This is a genomic window from Ensifer sp. R1-3 (genome assembly GCF_056739175.1).
Genome location: NZ_CP096517.1, coordinates 323,074 through 343,559, shown reverse-complemented (window position 1 = coordinate 343,559; position 20,486 = coordinate 323,074). Strand labels below are relative to the sequence as shown.

Sequence of the window (20,486 nt, the reverse complement as noted above, 5' to 3'; positions counted from 1 at the left end):
CTAGTTCAAAGTGAAGCTGAGGCCTGCACCGACGCCGACATCACCACCGGCGACCGTACCTGACAGGTTGGCACGGACGCGACCGTTCTCGCTGGTGTAGCCGGCGCCGAAGGCAAGCGCACCTTCCTGGCGCCAGTAACCGCCGCCCATCGCCACGCTCAGCTTGCCTGGGCGATCGTCGTAACGGAGCGACGCCGCTGCAAGGCCGATAGCCGCCGCCGTTCGGGCTTCCGAGCGGATACTGCCCATTTGTTGGTTCAATTGGTTGAACTTCTGGTCGGTGTAGGTATTGGCCGTTTCGATAGCAAAGTCCACGCGGTTGTCGGTATAGGTCTTGGCCTGGGTGACACTCTCACCGAGTTGAGCGACATTGACCGCATCCGTTCCTTTGACACCCTTGCCGACATTCGAGATGACAACTGGCGCGTTGATGTCGCCGCCGACCAGCGTGATGCTGTTCTTCTTGCTGCCGTCGACGTTGCGATCGTAGAAGACCGCATTGTCGTTGATATTCCCGACGCCGTCCTGCAGATCCTCGATTGCCGAATTGGTCGCGTGAAGTTGGGAGCCATTGATCGCGTCGGTACTGTCCGCGGAAATGCGCCCGGCCGCGACGTTGGTGATGGTCCTTTCCGAACCGTCGGCGCCAACGCTGACGGTCCCGACCGGCGCAGTGCCTGCGAAATCGTACTGTTTGCCTCTGATTGTAGTTCCGGAGGTGCCCACAGCCGCCTCGGTCACGGAACCCGAACCGAGGGCGACATCATTGGCGTTGTTTGCCTGCGCTCCCTGACCGAGGGCAACCGAGCCCTGTGCGGAAGCTGTGGCCCCGTGACCCGCCGCCAGGCTGTCGGTGCCGCTTGCTACGCTCTCCGGGCCGATCGCGACGCTATTGCTGCCGGTTGCGGAGGAGTCGGCCAACGTGGAGTTGGCGTGGAAGTATTTGATGCCGCCGCCGCCATTGATCTGGTTGGTGAGATTGGTGAGGCTCGCATCGACCGCAGTGAACCCGTCATAGACGGTCGAATAGCTGCCGCCCTGGATACTGTAGGTCGGTCCGGTGATCGTTCCATCCGGGTTGATCGTAGTGCCGCCGCCGACAAGATTGGTGATGTTGCTGCCGAGACTCTTGAGCTGGCTGACGTTCACGCCGTCGGTATCGGCCGAGCCGGCTGCGACATTGGTCAGCTTGCGCTCCGCTCCGGCCGACCCGAGAGACACCTCGCCGGCCGAGTTCTGCAACGTGGCAAGCCCGAAGCCGGCATAGTTCGTCTGCGCGCCTACCGTGGTCACCGATTGCGAACCAAGCGCGACGCTGTTTATGTGGTTGCTCGTCGCGCCCGCACCAAGCGCAACGGACTGGACGCCTGCGGCCGTCGAATTCGTACCAAGCGCGATACCGTCGGCCAACATGACATGTGCGTTCTGACCGATCGCCGTGCCGCCGGGCGCTACCTGATCGACGATCGCACCGTTGCCGATCCCGATACCATTGTCGCCGTTGACCACGGTCGTCGGACCGACGGCAATCGATTCAGCTCCGACGGCAAGAGAATCGCCGGCCGTTGAATTGGCATGAAAATACATGCTCGGGGTCGCTGCGACCGAGGCAATGGCACCCTGGAGCTGGCGAATGGTGACAGCATCCTGGGCATTCGTCCCATCGGCGACGTTGGTGATCTGCCGGTATGAGGTGTCGGTGCCAACCGATACCGCCCCCAGGAGCGTCTTGTCGGTCGTGTTGTATTCGATGAAGTTGGTCGGGCCGGCCGCGATCTGGCCGGTGGCGGGCGCCAAGGCCCGATCGGAGATCGATCCGGAGCCGAGCGCAATCCCGCCATCGATCGTCGCCTGGCTGCCCCGGCCGAGCGCGAGCGAATTGTCGGCGAGGGCGAGGGCGTCATAGCCGACCGCGGTGGAACCGATGCCTTGAGCGGAAGAGTCGCTGACAGCAAGCGTCCGGTCATTGGTGCGCACATACCTTATGCCGTCTCCGTTTGCGTCGGTGAAAGCCGTCGACGTGTCGCCGGCAATATTGTTGACCGTGGTGCCAATATCACCAATGGTATTGCCAAGATTGACGATGTCGGTGGTGTTCTGTGTGACCTGCTGGTTGGTCGCGAAGAGCTGCGATCCGTTCACAGCGTCGGTCGAGGTGCCCGAGAGCTGACCGGCCGCGACGTTCTGGATTTGGCGCTCGGCCCCCGCCGAGCCGACCGAGAAGGCGCCTGCCGGCGTCGTGCCGGCGAAGCTGTAGTTCACGCTGCCGATTGTCGTGCCGCCCACCGCGGTCGTCGCATTTGATTGCGAATTCAGACCGATCGCCACGTCTCCGGCATTGTTCGCGACCGCGTTCGGGCCGACAGCAACCGAGTCGGCCCCCAGTGCCTGCGAATCCGGCAGAACTGAATTGGCATGAAAGTACTTGATACCGGCACCGTCGTTGATCGAGGTGATACTGTCGCCCAGATTGGTGATATCGGTGGTGTTCTGCGTGACCTGCTGATTGGTCGCATAAAGCTGCGACCCGTTGACCGCGTCCGTCGAAGTGTCGCTGATGCGACCGGCAGCGACATTGGTGATGGTGCGTTCGGCGCCCGCCGCCCCGACGCTGACTGTGCTCGCCGGGGTGGTACCGGCAAAATTATAGGTCGTCCCGCCGATCACGGTGCTGGCCGTGCCGACTGCGGCAGCGGTGACGGAACCCGAACCCAAGGCGACGTCATCGGCATTGTTTGCGACGGCAGCATCACCGAAGGCCACCGCGCCCGCAGCGCCCGCACGACTGGTATTGCCAATCGCCACGGAACCCTGGCCGACCGCAACATTGCTGTTGCCGATCGCGACCGCGCCATTAGCCATATTCGCCGCGGTGGCGGTTGCCGTGCCGTCGGCATTGGCGATGTTGTCCGCGCCGCCCGTGAAGGCGCCGGTGCCGCTGGCAAAGCTCGGATCGCCGATGGAGACCGCACCGTCGCCATATGCAACGTTGTCGGCGCCTATGGCCACGGCCTTGCCGCCGCTTGCGTTCGCCCTGGTGCCGATGGCGACGGAATCGGCGGAGGTCGCAGCGGACCGGAGGCCGACCGCAATGGCGCTGGTGGCGGTCGCCCGGCTTTCGCGCCCCATCGCAATGGCATCTACTTGAGATGCGGTCACGTCCGTGCCTATGGCGATGGCGCTCTGTGCACTGGCGCCTGCTCCGAAGGTGCGAGCGCCGAGATAGATGGAGTTCAACGCGGACGCGCTCGCCGCAGCGCCGACAGCGACGGAATTCTGGCCGCTAGTTGCGGCACCGACGCCGAGGGCGGTGCTGCCGAGTCCGCCGGCATTGGCGCTGACACCGGCAGCGAACGAATTGGCTCCCGTCGCATTTGCGCCGGACCCGAATGCGGAAGCGTTCTGGCCGCTGGCAACAGCCGTGTTGCCGACTGCCGTGCCGGCGTCGGCAGTTGCATTTGCGGCAGAACCGATCGCGACGCCGAAACCGCCGGAAGAGACCGCGTTGGTGCCGATCGCGATGCTGTTGGGTATGGCCGTGTTGGCTTGAACGCCCGCGATCGCGCCGAGGCCGAGCGCGATCGACTGGTTGCCCCAGGCCCTGGATGTAGTACCTATCGCCGTGGCGCCCGTGCCCGTCGACTGGCTTGCGCGTCCCATCGCAATGGTATCGGCTTGGGATGCAATCACATCCGTGCCGATGCCGATGGAGCTCTGTCCGCTGGCGCCCGTTCCGACAGTTCGCGAGCCTAGATAGACGGAGTTGTATCCGGATGCGATCGTCTGAAAGCCGATAGCGACGGCATTCTGATCGGTTGCTCTGGCGCTGTTGCCTTGGGCCATGGCATCTATTGCGGTTGCGTTCGCGCCAAACCCGAGCGCGGTGGCGCGCAACCCCGTCGCTCGGCTAACATAGCCGATCGCCGTCGAGTTCACTCCGTCGGCTCGCGCGTTCAAGCCAAAAGCGGCCGCACCTGCGGCGGCAACCGAGTTGACGCCAATGGAGCTAGCTCCCTCCCCAACGGCTTGGGCGTTCCCGCCTATGGCAAGAGCATTGGTGCCGGTCGCGCCCGCAAAGACACCTATGCCAATGGCGTTGAGGCCATTGACACCCATCGAATAGCCAATGGCGATCGAAGCGTTGCCCGTTGCACTGTTGGAGGTGCCCAGCGCCAAGCTGTTCGCGCTATTCGCTTGGGTACCGTTACCGATGGCAACGGCGTTACCGGCTGAAGCCGTGCCGCCGCCGGCGGCATATTGCGCATGGGCCGGCGTCGAAAGGCCGATTGCAAGGACTCCCAAACCGCCCGACAGGACGAAACCAAGGCTGCCGCCAGCGCCCAGCGTTCCAAACCCCAGGCCCTTGCGCCGAAAACCAAGAACGCGATGGGCCAGGCGGAGGATCGCTAGTAGCCGCCGGCGAAGCGACCGGTTGTCGCTTTCACCTGCGGTTCGCTTGTCGGGGACACCGAAACGGAACATGCGCTGAGTATGCCCTTGAACGCATTCAGTCATTGTACATTTCCTCGTTGTTGCCCAGGCGCTCCGTGGGTTTGGAGTTCGCATCTACGCCTGTCGTTTTCTCGGTATTGTGCGCGCTCTGCCGCAGCACGCTTCCCATCTGCACGCCTTTACCCTCGATGATCCCGCGGGCGCTCTCGACCCACGGCTGGGTCGCCTCTGGGACCGAATGAAGCGCAGTCTCCAACCGCTCCGACGGCAGTTTGCTAGCCACCAGCGCGCGGCAGAGTTCAAAATGAAGGGTGGGCTCCTGCTCGGCGTAATCAGGAGTGGTCAGCCCCATGACGAAACAAGCAAAGAGATGGTCAATCTCCGACTCACTTATTCGACCGGCGTACTGGAGCTGGAGCGCACTCCAGGCCGCTTCGACCTTTGGGGCGAAGAATTCGGCTTCGGGGAACTGGTTGTCCACGGAGGATCCAGCATGCCGCACTGAATGATTGCCAGATAATACCACTGCGCACCAACTGATTGTCTTGCAGCGACGATAGGCCAGTCGGAGGCGCCCCGTATTTTGTGAAATTCCGATTTCTTTTTAGGAAGGTCCGGTCTGCGCTTGCCTTGCAGCAAGTGCGGCCATTTCGTCGCATAGCGAGAGACGGGATATCAAGCGGCGTCGACTTTTCGGCGAGAACGGATCGCGCAGGTGAGTCGCGATAGATCTATTGATCGCGGCCGAGCGCGCGTGCTTTTTCTTCGATCCTTCCCGCTGAGGAAAGAACCGAACTCGTGAAAAGATCAAAGCCGCAGCGACAGAAATACTACCGCTGCTGCTTCACCTGCCGAGGAGTCCTGTTCCTATGTTTCGACATGGTCACCGTCAGATGGCTCTGATCCGAAAATCCGCTGAGATGGGCAATTTCGGCGATGGACAGAACGCTCTCGACGAGGAGTTCTTCAGCAAAATTGAGGCGCAGCCGAAGAACATATCTGTGCGGAGACTCGCCGAAGGTCTTCGTAAATGCCTGGATGAAATGGCGTGGCGAAAGACCGGAGACGGCCGCAAGCTCGCCCACCGTGATCTTGCTGGCAAACCGCGACTCCAATAGCTCGCGGACTCGCTCGGCACTGCGATTCGAAAGACCGCCACCACTCTTTCGCCGCGGTGGCAAACTGTCTGCGCCCGTATAATTTCGGACGATATGCACGCCGAAGATGGTGATCAGCGATTCAATATAGATCTTGCTTGGAACTTCGCGTGCCAGTTCCGCCTTCAACATCTCCGCGAGATGTAGCGCTCGAAGGTCTATGAGCCCAAATGGGGGCGGTTGGAGTACGGCACGACCCGCGCCGAACTCGTGCGCCGACAGCTCCAGCAGGCGCTGAGGCGGCATTGTAACGATTACTTTCTCGCAAGTAGAAGACCACGTCACCTTGCGCTCGGAATTTGCAGGCATAACCGATATCGTCCCGGCATCGCCATCGTATTCGTGGACGCGTTGATCGTCGAAAGATACCCTTATTCCGGGCGAAGCTGCGAGCATCACCGCGACCATATGCTCCCGTGGCCGGAGCCTATGCGATCCGGGCGGCCGAACAACATGAGCAACGGCACCCCGGTCGGTGATGACGCGCGGCCCCTTGTTTCCCGGGATTTCATCGAAAATGTGTTCGTTTGCTATTTGCCGCTCCATCGAAGGGGCGGCGGACGGCGCCGTATCAGGGCGGACCGCCGGTAGCCGGGCCGTAGTGCTCATGAACCCCCATATCCCCGTCACAGCAACTTACCACATCCAACTCGGATATCGCCTGGTGCCCCTCCGGCGCCTCTCCGGCGCCTCTCCCAGAGCAGTTAGGCGGACCACCAAAGCGAGCTCGGAAAGTAAAGTGCTTACAAAAGTATTACAGGGTGGAGTCTCGTTTGCATCAAAGGATTGAACACCGAAGCGATTTGCTCCACCATTGTCGCCATTGTACAACACTGAATTTACAGGGGAATTTCTTTTAGTGAATGCTGTATAAGTGACGCGAGTTATATTGATCATGCTTGCTCGGGCGGGCAAGCATTCGTGCAAAATTCCACAATATTCGCGGTGGCGACACGCGCCACGACGAAGCCCTAAAACTGGGTTCCCGCCGCGGCCACTATCGGCCAGAGGCGGGCGGTAAGGTGGGTGCTCCGTCTGCAATCGTGGAGGCGCCAGATGGAGGCGCTAGAACCTGCCCAATGCCGTCGCATCTGCCAGAAACGCCGCCGGATCGTCCCCCGCCACGAATTCAAGGAGATCTCCCGGCCATATCGTCATTCACAATTTTCGGCCAGTATTCGCCGACGACCCTCGAAAGGCACAGGCCCTCGACCGGGCGACGTACCTAAGTTCCTGGCGGCTGTATTCTCCACAGTTTAAACGTGTATGGCCAAGAACATCCCGATATTGGCCGAGAATGTTCGAAACGAGTTCTCGCAAGAGACTGAAATCAGTTTGCTTCGCCGCAGCTACTTCATTTGAGGATTCGTCTGCGAGATCCTGTCCGGAAACGTACGCGATGAGTCTGGAATCGTCCCAATAGACCCATTTAAGACAAAACTGCTGCGTGCTTTAATCATGTCAGCATCTTTCGGACAAGGAGCGGCCGATGACCATTCAATCCATCAATATCTCGAGCAGCTCGCCGCTGGCGCGCCGTTCGATTTCGCAACTTCCCATTAATCTGTTCGCCTCAGTAATGGGGATCACCGGGCTGAGCCTCGCCTGGCGTGAGGCGGCAAAGTCTCTGGGACTACCGAGCTTGCCGGGAGAATATATCGGCGGGCTCGGCACTTTGGTCTTTGTTGTCCTAGCCATCGGCTATGTCAGCAAGTGGGTGCGGCACCCTTCTTCAGTTTCGTCAGAGTTCGCCCATCCGGTTCAAAACAACTTCTTCGCCACCGTGGCTATCGGCCTTCTGCTGCAATCCGCTTTCCTCAATCGCTACAGTCCGCTTCTTTCCCAAGGTGTTTGGATAGCCGCGTCGGCGTTAACCTTCGCGTTGGCCTATGTCGTCGCCAAAGCCTTCCTGGGGCGTCAGCAATTGCGCGAGACGACACTGCCGCCCCTGCTCATTCCCGGTGTAGCGACACTGGACATAGCGGTAACCGGGTATGCCATGCCGTTTTCCTGGGCGCATGAAGTAAACATGCTCGCGTTCGCGATCGGCAGTGTCATAGCCGCAGTTTTCGTTGCGCTCATTTTTGCCCGTCTGCGGCACGAGGATCCCGTTCCGCTGCCTGCCCGCCCATCCTTGATGGTGCTGGTCGCTCCATTTGCGGTCGGCTTTCTCGCCTACACCAACGTCACTGGTTCGGTCGACCTATTCGCCACGGTTCTCTTTTACTTCGGCCTGTTCCTGATGCTTGTGCTCTCGCCGATGGTCTTCCGGACGCATATTCCCTTCAGCATTACCTGGTGGGCAATCAGCTTCCCGCTCGCAGCTCTGTCTATCGCCTTCTTCCGATATGCTGAGGCTGTGCAAAGCAATTTCCTCGTCATGCTGGCAGGGGTCATGTTCGTCTTCCTTGCCGTTGCGATCACCGTCGTTTTTATCCGCAGTGCGTGCATCGTTCTTACCGGCAGGCTTTTCGAGGTAAAGTGATGTCGACGCACAAAATTGCGATCGTAGCGATGCAGGGCGTGCAATTGCTCGATGTGATCGGCCCGTCCGACGTGTTCTCGGAAGCAAACCGCCAGAGTGGTCTCGACTACTACTCGGTAGAGGTCGTCAGCACTTCTGGCAGCCCCGTCAGAGGATCATCTGGGTTGGCACTCATTCCCGATCGCCTGATCGACGAAGAACCGTCCGAAGTCGATACGCTGCTTGTAGCAGGCGATCCGCTCATCCAGGAGCGGCCGCTCACCGAAAACCTCCTGCGCTGGGTGAAGCAGGCCTCGGCCAGAGCCAATCGCGTTGGGTCCGTCTGCTCCGGGGCTTTTGTGCTCGGCGAGGCAGGTTTACTTACCGGCAAGCGAGCGACCACGCATTGGTCGCAGGCATCGGAGTTTGCAAGGCGTTTTCCGGATGTGAAGCTTGAACCAAATCGCATTTTTACAAAGGACGGCAGCGTTTGGACATCGGCCGGGGTTACCGCTGGGATCGATCTGGCGCTTGCGATTGTCGAGCAGGACCTCGGTTTAGAGATTGCCCTCAGAGTCGCTCGAGAGCTCGTGGTGTTTCTCAAACGGCCCGGCGGACAGACACAGTTCAGCACGCTCCTTGCCGGGCAGATTGCCCAGAAAACGCCGATTCGTGCTGCCCAGGACTTCGTCGCCGACAACCTCGCCGCCGACCTCACCGTGGCGGCCCTGGCGAAGCGCGTGGGAATGAGCGAACGAAACTTTTCAAGGCAGTTCAAACAGGAGGTCGGCATGACACCGGCCGACTATGTCGAAAGCATGAGGCTAGAGGCGGGTCGCAGATTGTCCGAGGACACCAGCATTCCACTCAAGAAGATCGCCATTGATATAGGCTTCAGCGACGATGTCGCCTTCCGGCGATCCTTTGCCCGCAGATTTGGCACATCCCCGGCTGCCTATCGGAGGAGCTTCGGATCCTAGCCGTATGCCGCCATCAGCTGCCCGTTACCTGAGCGGTCGACCAGATCCGGGAAGCGCTGACTGTACAATCAGTCGGGCGTGTTCACTTATGATCCCGGATTCACATCAACAGCCTCCACGGAATCGGGATTACCTACATTGATGGAGACGATGGCGTCCGACCGAGGAATACCGGGTGAACCCGAGCACGCACGATCACGTCGCCAATGACAACCTCGATCACCGCTTCGCCAGTAGAGGCCGCGGCTATCTGACAACGCGCCGGTTCCGTGGAAACCTGCCGAGCGTCTAAGACCACACGACGCCACCCAAAGAGCTGCGCCGGTGAATGCCGAGCCGATGCGCGATCGCCGAGACGCCCGCCCCTTGCTCTAATGCCTCCGCCACCGCCCGTGCCTTGAAACCAGCGTCGGCGAAGCTGCCGCGGTGCACCCTCAAGGCGGTCGGCAACAGCTTCGGTCATATGGAAGGTTCCAGTTCCAGAGCTAAGCGCAGACATAGAAGCTCACAGCAGCTCATCGTGTCCGTTACCGATATCCGACCGCTCACCCCCTCCGCCAGACGGGGGTCTGCTTGCCGCTTACGTTGACGAGGCGGTATTCGAAATTTAAGCCGCTACCGAGTCCTCAGGCCGCGGCCCAAAGCGGCACTTGGAACATCAGCCCCGACACCTGTTTCGTCGTCGTGGGCCGCAACTGCCCTTGAAGCCCGGTCGACCGGCGCTCAGACGCCCGCCGCGATGAGAGCCTTGATGTGCCGCATGTCCGAGCCGCAACAGCCGCCAACGACGCGCAATCCGGGGAGCCGCTCTGCTATTTCAGCGTAAAGCGAACTCCTGCGGGTCACCGTCATCGAGCTCGGTGGCTTCGTCCAGTTCGGCATGGCTGCGGCGCGAGGCGTTTGACCGTACCATGCCAATCCGGTTGAGCCAGCGCGATGGCAACTGTTCGCCGAAATGCTCGGGATGGGCGCAGTTGATCCCGTAATAGCGAACGTAGCCGCCAGTCGCGGCTTCGACCTCGCTGAGCGCGGAATCGAGGTCCTGCCCAGTCGGCAACCGCCCGTCGGTCTCCACCGTGAATGACAGTGCGAAAGGCAGGCCAAGATCGCGCCCGTTTGACCATGCCGATGGTCTCGCTTGGATGGGTGATGGTGAAGGCCGACGTGATGTCCACACCTTCTTCGGCAAAGGTCTCCAGCTGGGCGCTGTGCAGGCGGGCCGCTTCGGTCGGGGTCAGAAGCTGCTCGGGTGCATAGCCATCGCCTGCCGGCCCGAGCACCCCTGAAGGCCAATGGTGACCTAAGGAGAACCAGAATGGGTATCGCACAATATGATCCCGCCCCACTGGGCCGGCCGGCTTGAAACGTCGGCCGACAAGTTGGCGTCAAGAAGCCCCTGAAGCAGCGCCAGATTTGGGCGATCCGCTTCTTCCTAGACCGAGAAGGGCGGATGAGAGATCGTGCGCTGTTCGATCCCGCCATCGACAGCAAGCTCCGCGGCTGCGATCTCGTTAAGATTAAGACCGGGACCCTCGTCACCGGCCCAGAAAATTCGAACTCGTGCCATGGTCTTTCAGCAAAAGACTGGACGTCCCGTACAGTTCGAGATTACGACCGAGGTCAGGCAAGCCTGCTTGCTGTCGTTTGGCATTTAATTGGGGTCTTCCTCAATTTGTGTGGTCCACTCGCCGTTAGACATGATGCCGCTATAGTCTGGTATGCGAACGAAAATGGAATGGTCGCCCGACGCAGGCATCAAAGTTCTGGGTGTCGCGCTCACTGATGATGACGGTTGGATTGTTTCCGCTGCCGGACCAGCGTCCGGCATTTGTCCTGATTGCGGGCGGCGGACCCGAAATCAGCATGGCTGGTCCAACCGAAGCCTCCAAGATCTGCCGGTCCAGGCAAGGCCGTAACGGTGAAGCTTCGGTTGAGCCGCTGGCGGTGCGCGCATCAGAAATGCGAACAACAAACGTTCACCGACCGGCTGCCGACTATTGCTTCCCCTTATGCGCGCCGGACAAGGAGGGTCTCCGAGATTGTCGGCCTGCTCGGCCATAGCGCAGGCGGCCGGCCCGGCGAGCGCTTGATGCGACGGCTCGACATGCCGGTCAGCGACGACACGATCCTGCGGCAGCTGAAGCGGATGCCGCGCTCGTTTCCTGCGATGCCACGATCCGGGTCGTTGCCATAGATGATTGGAGCTGGCGGCGATCACGGCGCTACGGCGCGATGATCGTCGACCTGGAGCGCCGCATGGTTGTCGACATTCTTGGCGACCGGAGCGTTGCGAGTGCGGCGCGATGGCTGGAGCGGCACCCTTCTGTCGAGATCGTCAGCCGAAACCGATGCGGGCTGTACGCGCAAGCTGCGCGCGAGGGTGCGCCGCAAGCGCGTCAAGTCACTGATCGGTTCCATCTCATGCAGAATCTGCGGGTCGCGGTTGATGAGCCTTTCCGGCCGCGCCACGGGACGAGCATTGCTGCCGGACAAAGGTATCGGAAGCGCGCAAATCGATCCGATTCAGGATGACCCGCACGTTGACGCAACGCACCGGCGCCGGGTGCGTCACGCTCATCAACAATCACGGCAGGCGGTGTTCGATACTGTGCACGCTTTGAACAAGCAAGACCTGTCCTATTCGGAGATCGCACGCCGCACCGGCCGGCTCAGCATTGCGAAATGGCTGACTTTCGAGACGCCACCCGACCGACAGAAGGCGGCGTTGAAGCCGACATCCCCCTTATATTTTGAGGCGTTTCTCGCCCAGTGCTGGAGAGATGGCAATCGCTGCGGACGGCATCTGCTCTACGATATCAAACAGCGCGGCTACACGGGCAGTTTCTCGAATCTCGAGCGGCTTCTCGCAAGCTCGCGCCGCCCGGAGAGATCGGTCAAGGACAGCGCGTCGCCCGCTCCGATCATATCGTATCAACCGGGCCGCGATGCCGTCCCGATACGCGATCCTTAGACAGGCCATGTGATCTCGCCGGTAGTCGCAGCTGCCCTGTGCATGAAGCCGCGAAGCATGCTGACGATCACTCAGGCGAAAAGGTCGATGCCTTGAAACAGGGCTCGCCTGAGTTCGCTTTGATGCGCAGCCTTGGCATGCGCTTCCGCGGAATCTTTCGCAGCCGCGATCCGGGCAAGCTCAACAGCTGGATTGACGATGCCGTCGGGTTTGGTCGCAATTGAGCGGTTCGCACGCGTCTTGCACCGCGATCTTGACGCCGTCTACAACGCCATCGAGCTGCCATGGAGCAACGGCCAAGCGGAAGGCCAAATCAACCGCCTGAAGACAATCAAGCGTGCAACGTATGGCAGAGCTGGCGCGGAGCTGCTCAGTGCACGCGTGCTGCCGCTTGACCAAAATCGCCACCACATAAAGTGAGGAAGTACCTCTTTAAATGCCAAACGCGGCTGACAGCCAAGTTCTCACGTTTCATTGCCCAGTGACAACTGGGCAAGAAGGGGTCAGAGCAAATGCGGCGAACGATCTCGGCTTCTGGTTAGTGCCTTTTCCGTCGGAGAACAACCTATCGGCCGCGGCACACTGGTCCCACGCGGCAAGGTTCACGTCGATACTGTATACGACTTCTTGGGGCACAGAACGTGAACATCTCGCGCAATCTAGAACGGCTAGTCAGCTCAGGAGATCGACCGCGGTTCGCGCCAGAGCCAGCGTTCCGAAGGCGATGGATCGCTCGTCGGGCTGATAGTCCGGGTTGTGCACCTTATCCGAACGGCCTGGCTGGGAGGAACCGACGAGCAGCCGGAACGACGGGACCATTTGCGCGATCAGCGCAAAGTCCTCGCCTCCCATGCTTGGTTCATAATCGAAGGCCACGTCGCCAAGCTGCGCGCTGATCGCACCCATGGTGCGCTGCAGCATGCCCGCATCGTTGAAGATGGGGGGCGTGCCGCGTCTGTAAGCAAGCTCGCAGCCCGCCCGGAAGCTCAACCCCACGCCCTCGCAAAGCCGACGCAGGCCGGCCTCCGCTGCATTCCGGGCCTCCGGCTGCCGGCTGCGCACGGTTCCCTTCAATTCGCACCGTTCAGGGATGATGTTGCGGGCCTCGCCGGCATGGATCGAGCCGACTGTCACCACGCAGGCATCGAGCGCCCGCACATCCCGCGACACGATGGTCTGCAACTGCCCGATCAGCTGGGCCGCGATGACGATCGGATCGACGGCGGCGTAAGGACGGGCCGCATGCCCGCCCTTGCCATGCACGGTGATGTCGAATGAATCGACCGCGGCGTTCGCATAGCCGTGCACGACGCCGAACTGGCCGACGGGTATTTCGGGCCGGTTATGCAGGCTCAGCGCCATGTCAACGCCTTCCATCACCCCGTCGGCAATCATTTCCTTCGCGCCGCCGGCGGTTTCCTCCGCCGGCTGAAAGATGAGGCGGACGTTACCGGCCAGCCGGTCCTCCAAGCGCTTCAACACGGCGCCGACGGCAAGGACCGTCGCGGTGTGGAGATCGTGGCCGCAGGCATGCATGCGGTTCGCGATCTTACTCGCATAGGCCAGCCCCGTCTCCTCCTGCATCGGCAGGGCGTCCATGTCCGCACGGATCAGTAGGGTCGGACCGGGCCTCTTGCCGCGGATGTGCGCGACGATACCGGTGCGACCGACGCCGGTCTGGTGCTCGATCCCGAGGCTCGCCAGGGTCTCCGCGACGAGGGCAGCCGTCCGGACCTCCTCGAAGGCGATTTCGGGATATTCGTGGATGCGCCTCCGGATATCGATGAAGCGCGCCTCGTTTTCATCGACGATAGCCGCAAGCAGCGACGCCACGTCATTGACGCCGGAATGGGAAAGCTTCTCGGCCACGGCTGACCTCCTGCCTCTCGGGTTGAATTTGTTGATGCGACCGCGTCCTAGTCGAGCGCCTCCGGCGCGATCAGCCATCCAGATGACAGGCCGACAGGTGGTTCGGCGCGATTTCCTTGCGGACCGGGACTTCCACGCGACAGCGCTCCATGGCGAAGGGACAACGGGGATGGAAATGACAGCCTTTGGGCGGATCGAGCGGGCTAGGAAGTTCGCCTTCCACGGCTTTGAAACGCCGTTTGCCCGCTTCGATGCGGGGAACTTCCGCCAGGAGGGCCCTCGTGTAGGGGTGGTTTGGACGTCTGAAGACATCCTCGACGGGCGCTTCCTCGACGATCCGGCCGAGATACATAATCGCCACGCGGTCGGAAATGTGCTCCACCACGCCGAGATCATGGCTGACGAAGAGGTAGGTCAGGTCCAGCCGGTCCCGCAGGTCCATGAACAGGTTGATCACCTGAGCCTGGATGGAGACGTCGAGGGCGGCGACGCTTTCGTCGCAGACGAGGAACGTCGGCTGCACGGCCAGCGCCCGCGCGATGTTGACCCGCTGGCGCTGACCGCCTGAGAACTGGTGCGGATAGCGTGTCTTCATGGACGGATCGAAGCCGGCCAGTGTCAGGTAGTTGTCCACGTAGGAGGCGCGTTCCGTCGCGGTTGCCATGCCGTGCGTCTTCGGCGCCTCCCAGATGAGCTCCTCGATAGTCATGCGCGGATTGAGGGCGGCCATCGGGTTCTGGAAGATCATCTGCGTGGCAAGGCCGGCCTCCTTCTGCTCGGCGGCAGACATTGTGTTGCGGTCCACCCCCTTCCAGAAGACGCTGCCGCCGGTCGGCGTAGCGATCCCGGCGATGACGCGGCCGAGAGTCGATTTTCCGCAGCCGCTTTCCCCGACGAGGCCGACGACCTCACCGCTGCGAATGCTTAGGCTGACGCCATCCAGCGCATGAACCACCGGAGCGGGCTTTGCCAGCTTCAGGCCGAGCGCGATCTTCGCGGCAAGGTCCGGCCTCGCGCCAAAACGCTGCGTTATCGTCCTGGCCTCGATCAGGGGGGGCTCGACAGCCTTCATGATGCTGATACTTTCGTCACGGGATGGATGCAGCGGAAGGATCGGTCGCCCGAAGGCGCGAGCTCCGGTATGACGAGACAGCCGTCGTCCGCCCGCTCGCAGCGCGTGCGGAAACTGCAGCCCTGCGGGAGGCGGTTGAGGGCTGGCGTCATCCCGTCGATCTGGCGCAAGCGCTCGCTGCGTTGGTTCTGCGAGGGAACGGAGGCGATCAGGCCTGCGGTGTAGGGATGGCGGGGATCGTTGAGAACCTCGGAGACGGGGCCGGTCTCCACCAGCCGGCCAGCATACATGACGGCAATATCGTCGGCCAACCGCGAAACGATGGCGAGATCATGGGTGATCCAGATCACCGCAGTCTTTGTCTCCTCGGTGAGCTTCTGGAACTCCGCGATGATCTGGCTCTGAATCGTCACGTCGAGCGCCGTTGTCGGTTCGTCGGCGATAATGAGGTCCGGCTTGTGCAGGAAAGCGATGGCAATGGCCACCCGCTGGCGCATGCCGCCGGAAAACTGGTGGGGATAGGCTGCGAGCCGCTCCTCGGGGCTCGGAATGCCGACAAGGCCCAAGGCGTCGCGGGCGCGCTGCCGGGCGATATCCTTCGACACGCTCTCATGGGCCAGCACGGCCTCGATCATCTGCGTGCCCACCGACAGAACGGGGTTGAGCGTCACCGTGGGATCCTGGAACACCATCGCGATCCGCTTGCCGCGGAGACGGCGCATCTCCTCGTCCGAATTCCGGCTGAGATCCACGCCGTCGAAGAGGATCTCGCCCGAGGCAATGCGGCCGGGCCGCTCCAGAAGCCGGATAATCGAGAAACCGGTGACGGATTTTCCGGAGCCGGACTCGCCCACGAGGCCGAGCACGCGGCCGCGTTCAACGGAAAAGGACACATCGTTGACAGCCCGGATGCCGGACCGCCCTTTGCCCCCGCCGAACTCGGTGACCAGATTGCGTACCTGCAAGAGCGCGGTCATGATGCGTTCCTCGGATTGAGCACGTCGCGTAGGCGATCGCCGACCAGATTGATGGCGACGATGGTGACCAGGAGCGCAATGCCGGGAAAGAAGCTGATCCAGTAGAGGCCCGTCAGCAGATACTGGTACCCGGTCGAGATCAGCATGCCGAGCGAGGGTTCGGTGACGGAGGCACCGAGACCGAGGAAGGAAAGCGTCGCCTCCAGGCCGATGGCGCGCGCCACCTGCATCGTCGCGATCACGATCACGGGGGCAAGACAGTTCGGCAGCAGATGCCGAAAGAGAATGCGCCAGCCCGGCAAGCGGAGCATGCGCGCGGCCTCGATATATTCCTTCTCGCGCTCGACCAGGGCGGTGGCGCGGACGGTGCGCGCATAGGTCGCCCATTCGGCGATGATCAGCGCGATGACTACATTGAGCACGCCCTTGCCGAGGACCGCCAGCATCATCAGCGCCATCAGGATAGTCGGGAACGACAGCTGCAAGTCGACCAGGCGCATGATCACGATTTCCGTCCGCCGTCCCATATAGGCGGCAAACAGCCCCGCCGTCGTTCCGATGATGGCGGCCGCGAAGGCAGAGAGCACGCCGACCAGCAGCGACGTGCGGAGGCCATAGAGGATGCCGGACAGGATGTCGCGGCCCTGACTGTCGGTGCCGAGGTGGTAGACGAAGCCGGTCATGGATTCCGAACCCGGCGCGAGGCGCCCGTCCATGATGTCCAGCTGCATCAGGTCGTAGGGGTTCTGCGGCGATATCCAGGGCGCAAAGAGCGCCAGGCAACAGATGACGAGGAGGGTAATGAAGCCGATCGCCGCCGCCGGCGAGGCGAAGAAATCGGCGAGGTACTTGGAAAGGCGGCCGGGTTCCGGCAGCGCTTTGTCCGTCTCTTGCATATTGTGTTCGGCCATGCGTCTAAGCCTTTGAATCCAGCCGGACCCGCGGATCCAGGATGGTGTAACAGACGTCGATGATGAAGTTCAGGACGACGAAGAGGAGGACCATCATCATCAGGTAGGCGACGATGACGGGCCGATCGAGAAGGTTGATCGAGTCGATGATCAGCTTGCCCATGCCCGGCCAGGCGAAGATGCTTTCGGTTACAACCGAAAAGGCGATGAGCGAGCCGAATTCGAGGCCAATGATCGTCACGACGGGGATCATCAGGTTCTTGAGCACGTGTACGGCGATCACCCGGCGCTCGCGCAAACCCTTCGCCCGGGCGAACTTGACATAATCCTGGGGCAGGACCTCCTGCACCCCGGCGCGCGTCAGCCGCAGGATGAGGGACGTCTTGAACAGAGCGAGGTTGAAGGCGGGCAGGAGGAGATGCCTGATCCCCTCGCCGGTCAGAAACGACCATTGCACGCAGAACAGCTCCAGCGTCGGGCCGCGCCCGTTGGTCGGTAACCAGCCAAGCTCGACCGAGAAGACCATGATCAGTATCAGGCCGACCCAGAATGTCGGCAGTGAAAACCCGAGGATCGAGCCGCTCATGATCAGCTTCGATGAGACCCGGTTCGGATAGAGTCCCGCGTAAAGACCGAGCGGCAGGCCGAAGACGAGCGCGATCGTCAAAGCCGAGATCGCCAGTTCGAGCGTTGCCGGCAGCCGTTCCAGGATGAGCCCCATCGCCGGGCGGCCATAGACGAAGCTGTCGCCGAAATCACCGTGCAGCAGACCTTGCAGGAACAGGAGATATTGCCGCCAGAGTGGCTGGTCGAGACCATAATGGGCGATCACACGGGCGCGCTCGGCCTGATTGGCGTCGGGGTTGATCAGAATATCGACCGGATTGCCGATCACGTTCACGCCGATGAACACGATCACCGTCATCGCGACGACGACGAACACCGCCTGTATCAACCGCCTGATTATCGATGTGACCATTGTCTTCTCCAGGGCCCTGTTCTTACCGCATTGTCCAACCCGCAGCGGTTTCGCTCCCGAGCGGTTTTCCGCCCGCACCCCGCTTTAACCCAATAGAAATCGATCACCTTCATGATTTTAGGTCGGTCCGAGCCAAAATCGTCGTGATCTAGGCGACGGAGATCGCCATCCCGTCGCGTTGCGGATCGGCGGCTCCCCTGGAGACGCCGTTTTCAATCCTGATCGCGTGGACCGCCGCGAAGGCGTAGGTCTGGGGCGAGCGGGCCACTTGATACCCTTCCGCGCGCAGTTCGTCCTCGACCGAATGGCGGATGCGGTTGCAGATGTCGATGGTGTTCGACACCCCGACGATCCGCGGCGCGACCACCGCCTCGAGGACCGGCATGCCGAAGTCGATCATGTTCATCAGGCATTGTGCGACGGCCGGGGCGATATAGCTCCCACCCGGCGCACCGATCACGATGCTGGGTTCTTCGTCCTTGAAGACGATGGTCGGCGCGGCGGAACTCGGCCTGCGCTTTCCGGGAGCGATTGAACCGGGCTTCCCCGGAACCGGATTGAAGCGGCTCATGGTGCCGTTATACATGAAGCCGAGGCCGTCCGTGATAGCGCCGGACGGGCTGCCCAGCGTGTGGGTCATGGCGACGGCGTTGCCGTCCTTGTCGATAACCGAGATATGGGTCGTCTCGCGTTGCGACCGGTCGAGGCGCGAGACATTGGCTCTCTCACCGGCCTTGATCGACGCGGCCAGGGCGGCTGCATGGTCGCGAGACAGCAGCTTCTCGTAGGGCACCTCGACATAGGCGGGATCGCCCATGTGCGCGTCCTTGTCGATCGTCATCCGCTTCATGGCCTCGAACAGGATGCGGATATGCTCGGCGCTGCCGTGCTGCATCGTGCCAACGTCGAACTGTTCCATGATGTGCAGGAGTTCGAGCATCGGGAAGCCGGAACCCGGCGGAGGCGATGTGGCAATGCGGTGCCCGCGATATTCGCCCCAGACGGGTTTCACGCGCGACAGCTCGTAGCGCGCGAGATCCTGCCGGTCGATCAGGCCGCCATTGGCCTTGAAATCCTCGGCGATCTGCTCGGCGATCTCGCCATGGTAGAAGATGTCGGATCCGCCGCTGTGCGCGATGCGTTCGAGCGTCTGCGCCATGTCCGTGTTGACGAGCATTTCCCCGACATTGCGAATATTGCCGTCCTCATGGAAATACACGCGCCGGCCCGTGACGGAGTAGCGCAGCTTTTCGTACGTGTTCGCGAACCCGTCGTCCGACTGGTCCTTGGTCCAGTACCAGTGCATGTGGCTGCGGATCATGAAGCCGTCGCGGGCATAGCGGATCGCTGGCGCGATGAGATCGGCCCAGTCGAACGTGCCGTGGTCCCGGAGAGCTGTCTCGTAGCCCTTGAGGGATCCGGGCGTGCAGACCGCAAGGTAGCCGATATCAGAGACATTGCCTTCCAGAACGTAGCCGAAGCCGTCCCGGCTCTGATGCTTGATCGCGCCCAGCCACATGTCCGGCGTCGCCTTCAAGGGGGCGCGGGCGTAGAATTCGAGGATCTCGTGCACGCCCTTTTTCGGCATGTGCACATGCATGGAGCCGAACCCGCCGATGCCCGCCATCTGCGGATCGACGACGCCCTGCACGAAGGCGCAGGCGAGCGCGGCGTCGATAGCGTTGCCGCCGCGCTCGAGCACATGAGCACCCGCTTCCACCGCCTCAGGCTGCGGCGCGACAATGGTTGCATTTCTCATCTTGCGCGACGGTCCTTTAATACCTTTGCGAGGAAGCTCTTGACATGGCCCAACACCTTGATCCGGTCGTGGGAGACGCCCGGCACGCGCTCGAAGCTCACATTCACACCCGCATCGCTGAACGATTTCGCAAGCGCCGCCAGACGCTCGGGGCGCGTTGCGCCGGCATCGTTCGCGCCCTCCATGTAATACCGCCCGCCGGGCTGGTGGGTGATTTCCCAAGTCTCCAAATCGGCGTCGCCGACAACCATCTGAACCGGGACCTTCGCAAGTTCCTGCGGCTGGAACGGACGGCCGAAACGGGCTTCCAGGTCACGTATGCCGACCCACCAGTCGCGCGTCGCATCGAGAAGCGTAACCGAGCCGGGAGCGCCGATCGACGCGGCCCAGAGCTTTTCAGCGTGAAGGATGGCGAAGCGATGGGTGAAATGCCCGCCGCCCGAGAAGCCGAACATGGCGAAGGTCGACCAGTCCTGTCCATATTTGGCAGCGACTTCCTCGACCATGGCGAGAACGACGCGGTCATAGCGGATCTCGCCTTCCTCGATGAACTTGTAGCCGGAGCGCGCACCGTCGCCGAGCACGCCGACGGGGAAGATCGGACACAGGATGGCGCAATCGTTGTAGAGGCCGAATTCGGCGAAACCGTCCCGGAAATCGATGGCCGAGGTGCGGCCAGTGCCGTGCACGGCGACCAATAGGTCGAGTTTGCGGCCATCGGCAGCCGTCGGCGGGACGTAGAGCAGCATATGAAGGCGCGGGTCGGCCCTCGACGCGAAAATCGCCGTCTGGCCGTAGTCATAGATCGCCTGCGCCCGGGCATTGGCATCGCCCGTTCCGAGTTCCTGCATGATTGTCTCCTGGAAAAGTCAAGATGGGGGGCCGCCTCGCACGG

General features: G+C 61.7%; 19 protein-coding genes and 1 pseudogene. 8 read left to right on the top strand and 12 right to left on the bottom strand.

All coding sequences use genetic code 11. The annotated features are described in order from the left end of the window. The 3 genes from M1D43_RS26650 to M1D43_RS26640 form a co-directional block, all read right to left on the bottom strand. Positions 1 to 4,515, bottom strand: coding sequence for a YadA-like family protein (locus tag M1D43_RS26650; RefSeq protein ID WP_020479870.1), 4,515 nt, complete (start codon positions 4,513 to 4,515; stop codon positions 1 to 3). After that, positions 4,508 to 4,933 (bottom strand): hypothetical protein, encoded by a 426-nt coding sequence (locus M1D43_RS26645; RefSeq protein WP_017276420.1) that lies wholly within the window; start codon positions 4,931 to 4,933, stop codon positions 4,508 to 4,510. Before M1D43_RS26645 ends, M1D43_RS26650 begins: the two co-directional genes overlap by 8 nt. Before the next feature lie 349 nt (positions 4,934 to 5,282). Next, positions 5,283 to 6,017 (bottom strand): helix-turn-helix domain-containing protein, encoded by a 735-nt coding sequence (locus M1D43_RS26640; RefSeq protein WP_017276419.1) that lies wholly within the window; start codon positions 6,015 to 6,017, stop codon positions 5,283 to 5,285. A 1,081-nt stretch (positions 6,018 to 7,098) separates the two neighbouring features. Here M1D43_RS26640 and M1D43_RS26635 point away from each other — a divergent pair. Continuing rightward, a complete protein-coding gene (locus M1D43_RS26635; RefSeq protein ID WP_017276417.1) occupies positions 7,099 to 8,094 on the top strand; it encodes an SLAC1 anion channel family protein in 996 nt (331 codons plus the stop codon). Next, complete coding sequence (locus M1D43_RS26630) at positions 8,094 to 9,053, top strand: GlxA family transcriptional regulator (RefSeq protein WP_017276416.1); 960 nt, start codon at positions 8,094 to 8,096, stop codon at positions 9,051 to 9,053. Before M1D43_RS26635 ends, M1D43_RS26630 begins: the two co-directional genes overlap by 1 nt. Before the next feature lie 288 nt (positions 9,054 to 9,341). Here the strand turns inward: M1D43_RS26630 and M1D43_RS26625 are convergent, their stop codons facing one another. Further along, positions 9,342 to 9,440 (bottom strand): hypothetical protein, encoded by a 99-nt coding sequence (locus M1D43_RS26625; RefSeq protein WP_164849193.1) that lies wholly within the window; start codon positions 9,438 to 9,440, stop codon positions 9,342 to 9,344. A 430-nt stretch (positions 9,441 to 9,870) separates the two neighbouring features. After that, positions 9,871 to 10,110, bottom strand: a complete 240-nt coding sequence (locus M1D43_RS26620; protein ID WP_017276415.1) for a homocysteine S-methyltransferase family protein — start codon at positions 10,108 to 10,110, stop codon at positions 9,871 to 9,873. 339 nt (positions 10,111 to 10,449) lie between these two features. On the opposite strand from M1D43_RS26620, the pseudogene M1D43_RS26615 reads away from it, so the two are divergent. The 6 genes and pseudogenes from M1D43_RS26615 to M1D43_RS26590 form a co-directional block, all read left to right on the top strand. Continuing rightward, positions 10,450 to 10,690: pseudogene (locus tag M1D43_RS26615) on the top strand (site-specific integrase); the annotation flags it as partial. 81 nt (positions 10,691 to 10,771) lie between these two features. Then, positions 10,772 to 10,969, top strand: a complete 198-nt coding sequence (locus tag M1D43_RS26610; RefSeq protein ID WP_420377043.1) for a transposase family protein — start codon at positions 10,772 to 10,774, stop codon at positions 10,967 to 10,969. Positions 10,970 to 11,285: 316 nt separating this feature from the next. Then, the gene (locus M1D43_RS26605) at positions 11,286 to 11,585 is read left to right on the top strand and encodes a transposase (RefSeq protein WP_420377042.1); all 300 of its coding nucleotides are present in this window, start codon (positions 11,286 to 11,288) and stop codon (positions 11,583 to 11,585) included. Further along, positions 11,533 to 12,024, top strand: coding sequence for a hypothetical protein (locus M1D43_RS26600; protein ID WP_020479934.1), 492 nt, complete (start codon positions 11,533 to 11,535; stop codon positions 12,022 to 12,024). Before M1D43_RS26605 ends, M1D43_RS26600 begins: the two co-directional genes overlap by 53 nt. A 38-nt stretch (positions 12,025 to 12,062) precedes the next feature. Further along, positions 12,063 to 12,248, top strand: coding sequence for a hypothetical protein (locus M1D43_RS26595; RefSeq protein WP_017277193.1), 186 nt, complete (start codon positions 12,063 to 12,065; stop codon positions 12,246 to 12,248). Further along, positions 12,217 to 12,444 carry a transposase gene (locus M1D43_RS26590; protein ID WP_420377041.1) on the top strand — a complete coding sequence of 76 codons (228 nt, stop codon included), beginning with the start codon at positions 12,217 to 12,219 and terminating at the stop codon, positions 12,442 to 12,444. Before M1D43_RS26595 ends, M1D43_RS26590 begins: the two co-directional genes overlap by 32 nt. A 252-nt stretch (positions 12,445 to 12,696) precedes the next feature. On the opposite strand, the gene M1D43_RS26585 is transcribed toward M1D43_RS26590, so the two are convergent. From M1D43_RS26585 to M1D43_RS26555, 7 genes are all read right to left on the bottom strand, one after another. Next, a complete protein-coding gene (locus tag M1D43_RS26585; protein WP_017277191.1) occupies positions 12,697 to 13,893 on the bottom strand; it encodes a M20 metallopeptidase family protein in 1,197 nt (398 codons plus the stop codon). A 70-nt stretch (positions 13,894 to 13,963) separates the two neighbouring features. Next, positions 13,964 to 14,965 carry an ABC transporter ATP-binding protein gene (locus M1D43_RS26580; protein ID WP_127637994.1) on the bottom strand — a complete coding sequence of 334 codons (1,002 nt, stop codon included), beginning with the start codon at positions 14,963 to 14,965 and terminating at the stop codon, positions 13,964 to 13,966. Further along, complete coding sequence (locus M1D43_RS26575; RefSeq protein WP_026030195.1) at positions 14,962 to 15,942, bottom strand: ABC transporter ATP-binding protein; 981 nt, start codon at positions 15,940 to 15,942, stop codon at positions 14,962 to 14,964. Before M1D43_RS26575 ends, M1D43_RS26580 begins: the two co-directional genes overlap by 4 nt. After that, positions 15,939 to 16,853, bottom strand: coding sequence for an ABC transporter permease (locus M1D43_RS26570; RefSeq protein ID WP_017277190.1), 915 nt, complete (start codon positions 16,851 to 16,853; stop codon positions 15,939 to 15,941). The genes M1D43_RS26575 and M1D43_RS26570 overlap by 4 nt, the downstream gene beginning before the upstream one ends. Positions 16,854 to 16,857: 4 nt before the next feature. Then, on the bottom strand, positions 16,858 to 17,832 hold the full coding sequence (locus M1D43_RS26565; RefSeq protein WP_017277189.1) for an ABC transporter permease: 975 nt from the start codon (positions 17,830 to 17,832) through the stop codon (positions 16,858 to 16,860). 148 nt (positions 17,833 to 17,980) lie between these two features. Further along, the gene (gene ggt, locus M1D43_RS26560) at positions 17,981 to 19,591 is read right to left on the bottom strand and encodes a gamma-glutamyltransferase (protein WP_017277188.1); all 1,611 of its coding nucleotides are present in this window, start codon (positions 19,589 to 19,591) and stop codon (positions 17,981 to 17,983) included. Then, a complete protein-coding gene (locus M1D43_RS26555) occupies positions 19,588 to 20,442 on the bottom strand; it encodes an alpha/beta hydrolase family protein (RefSeq protein ID WP_017277187.1) in 855 nt (284 codons plus the stop codon). Before M1D43_RS26555 ends, ggt begins: the two co-directional genes overlap by 4 nt. Positions 20,443 to 20,486: the final 44 nt, after the last annotated feature.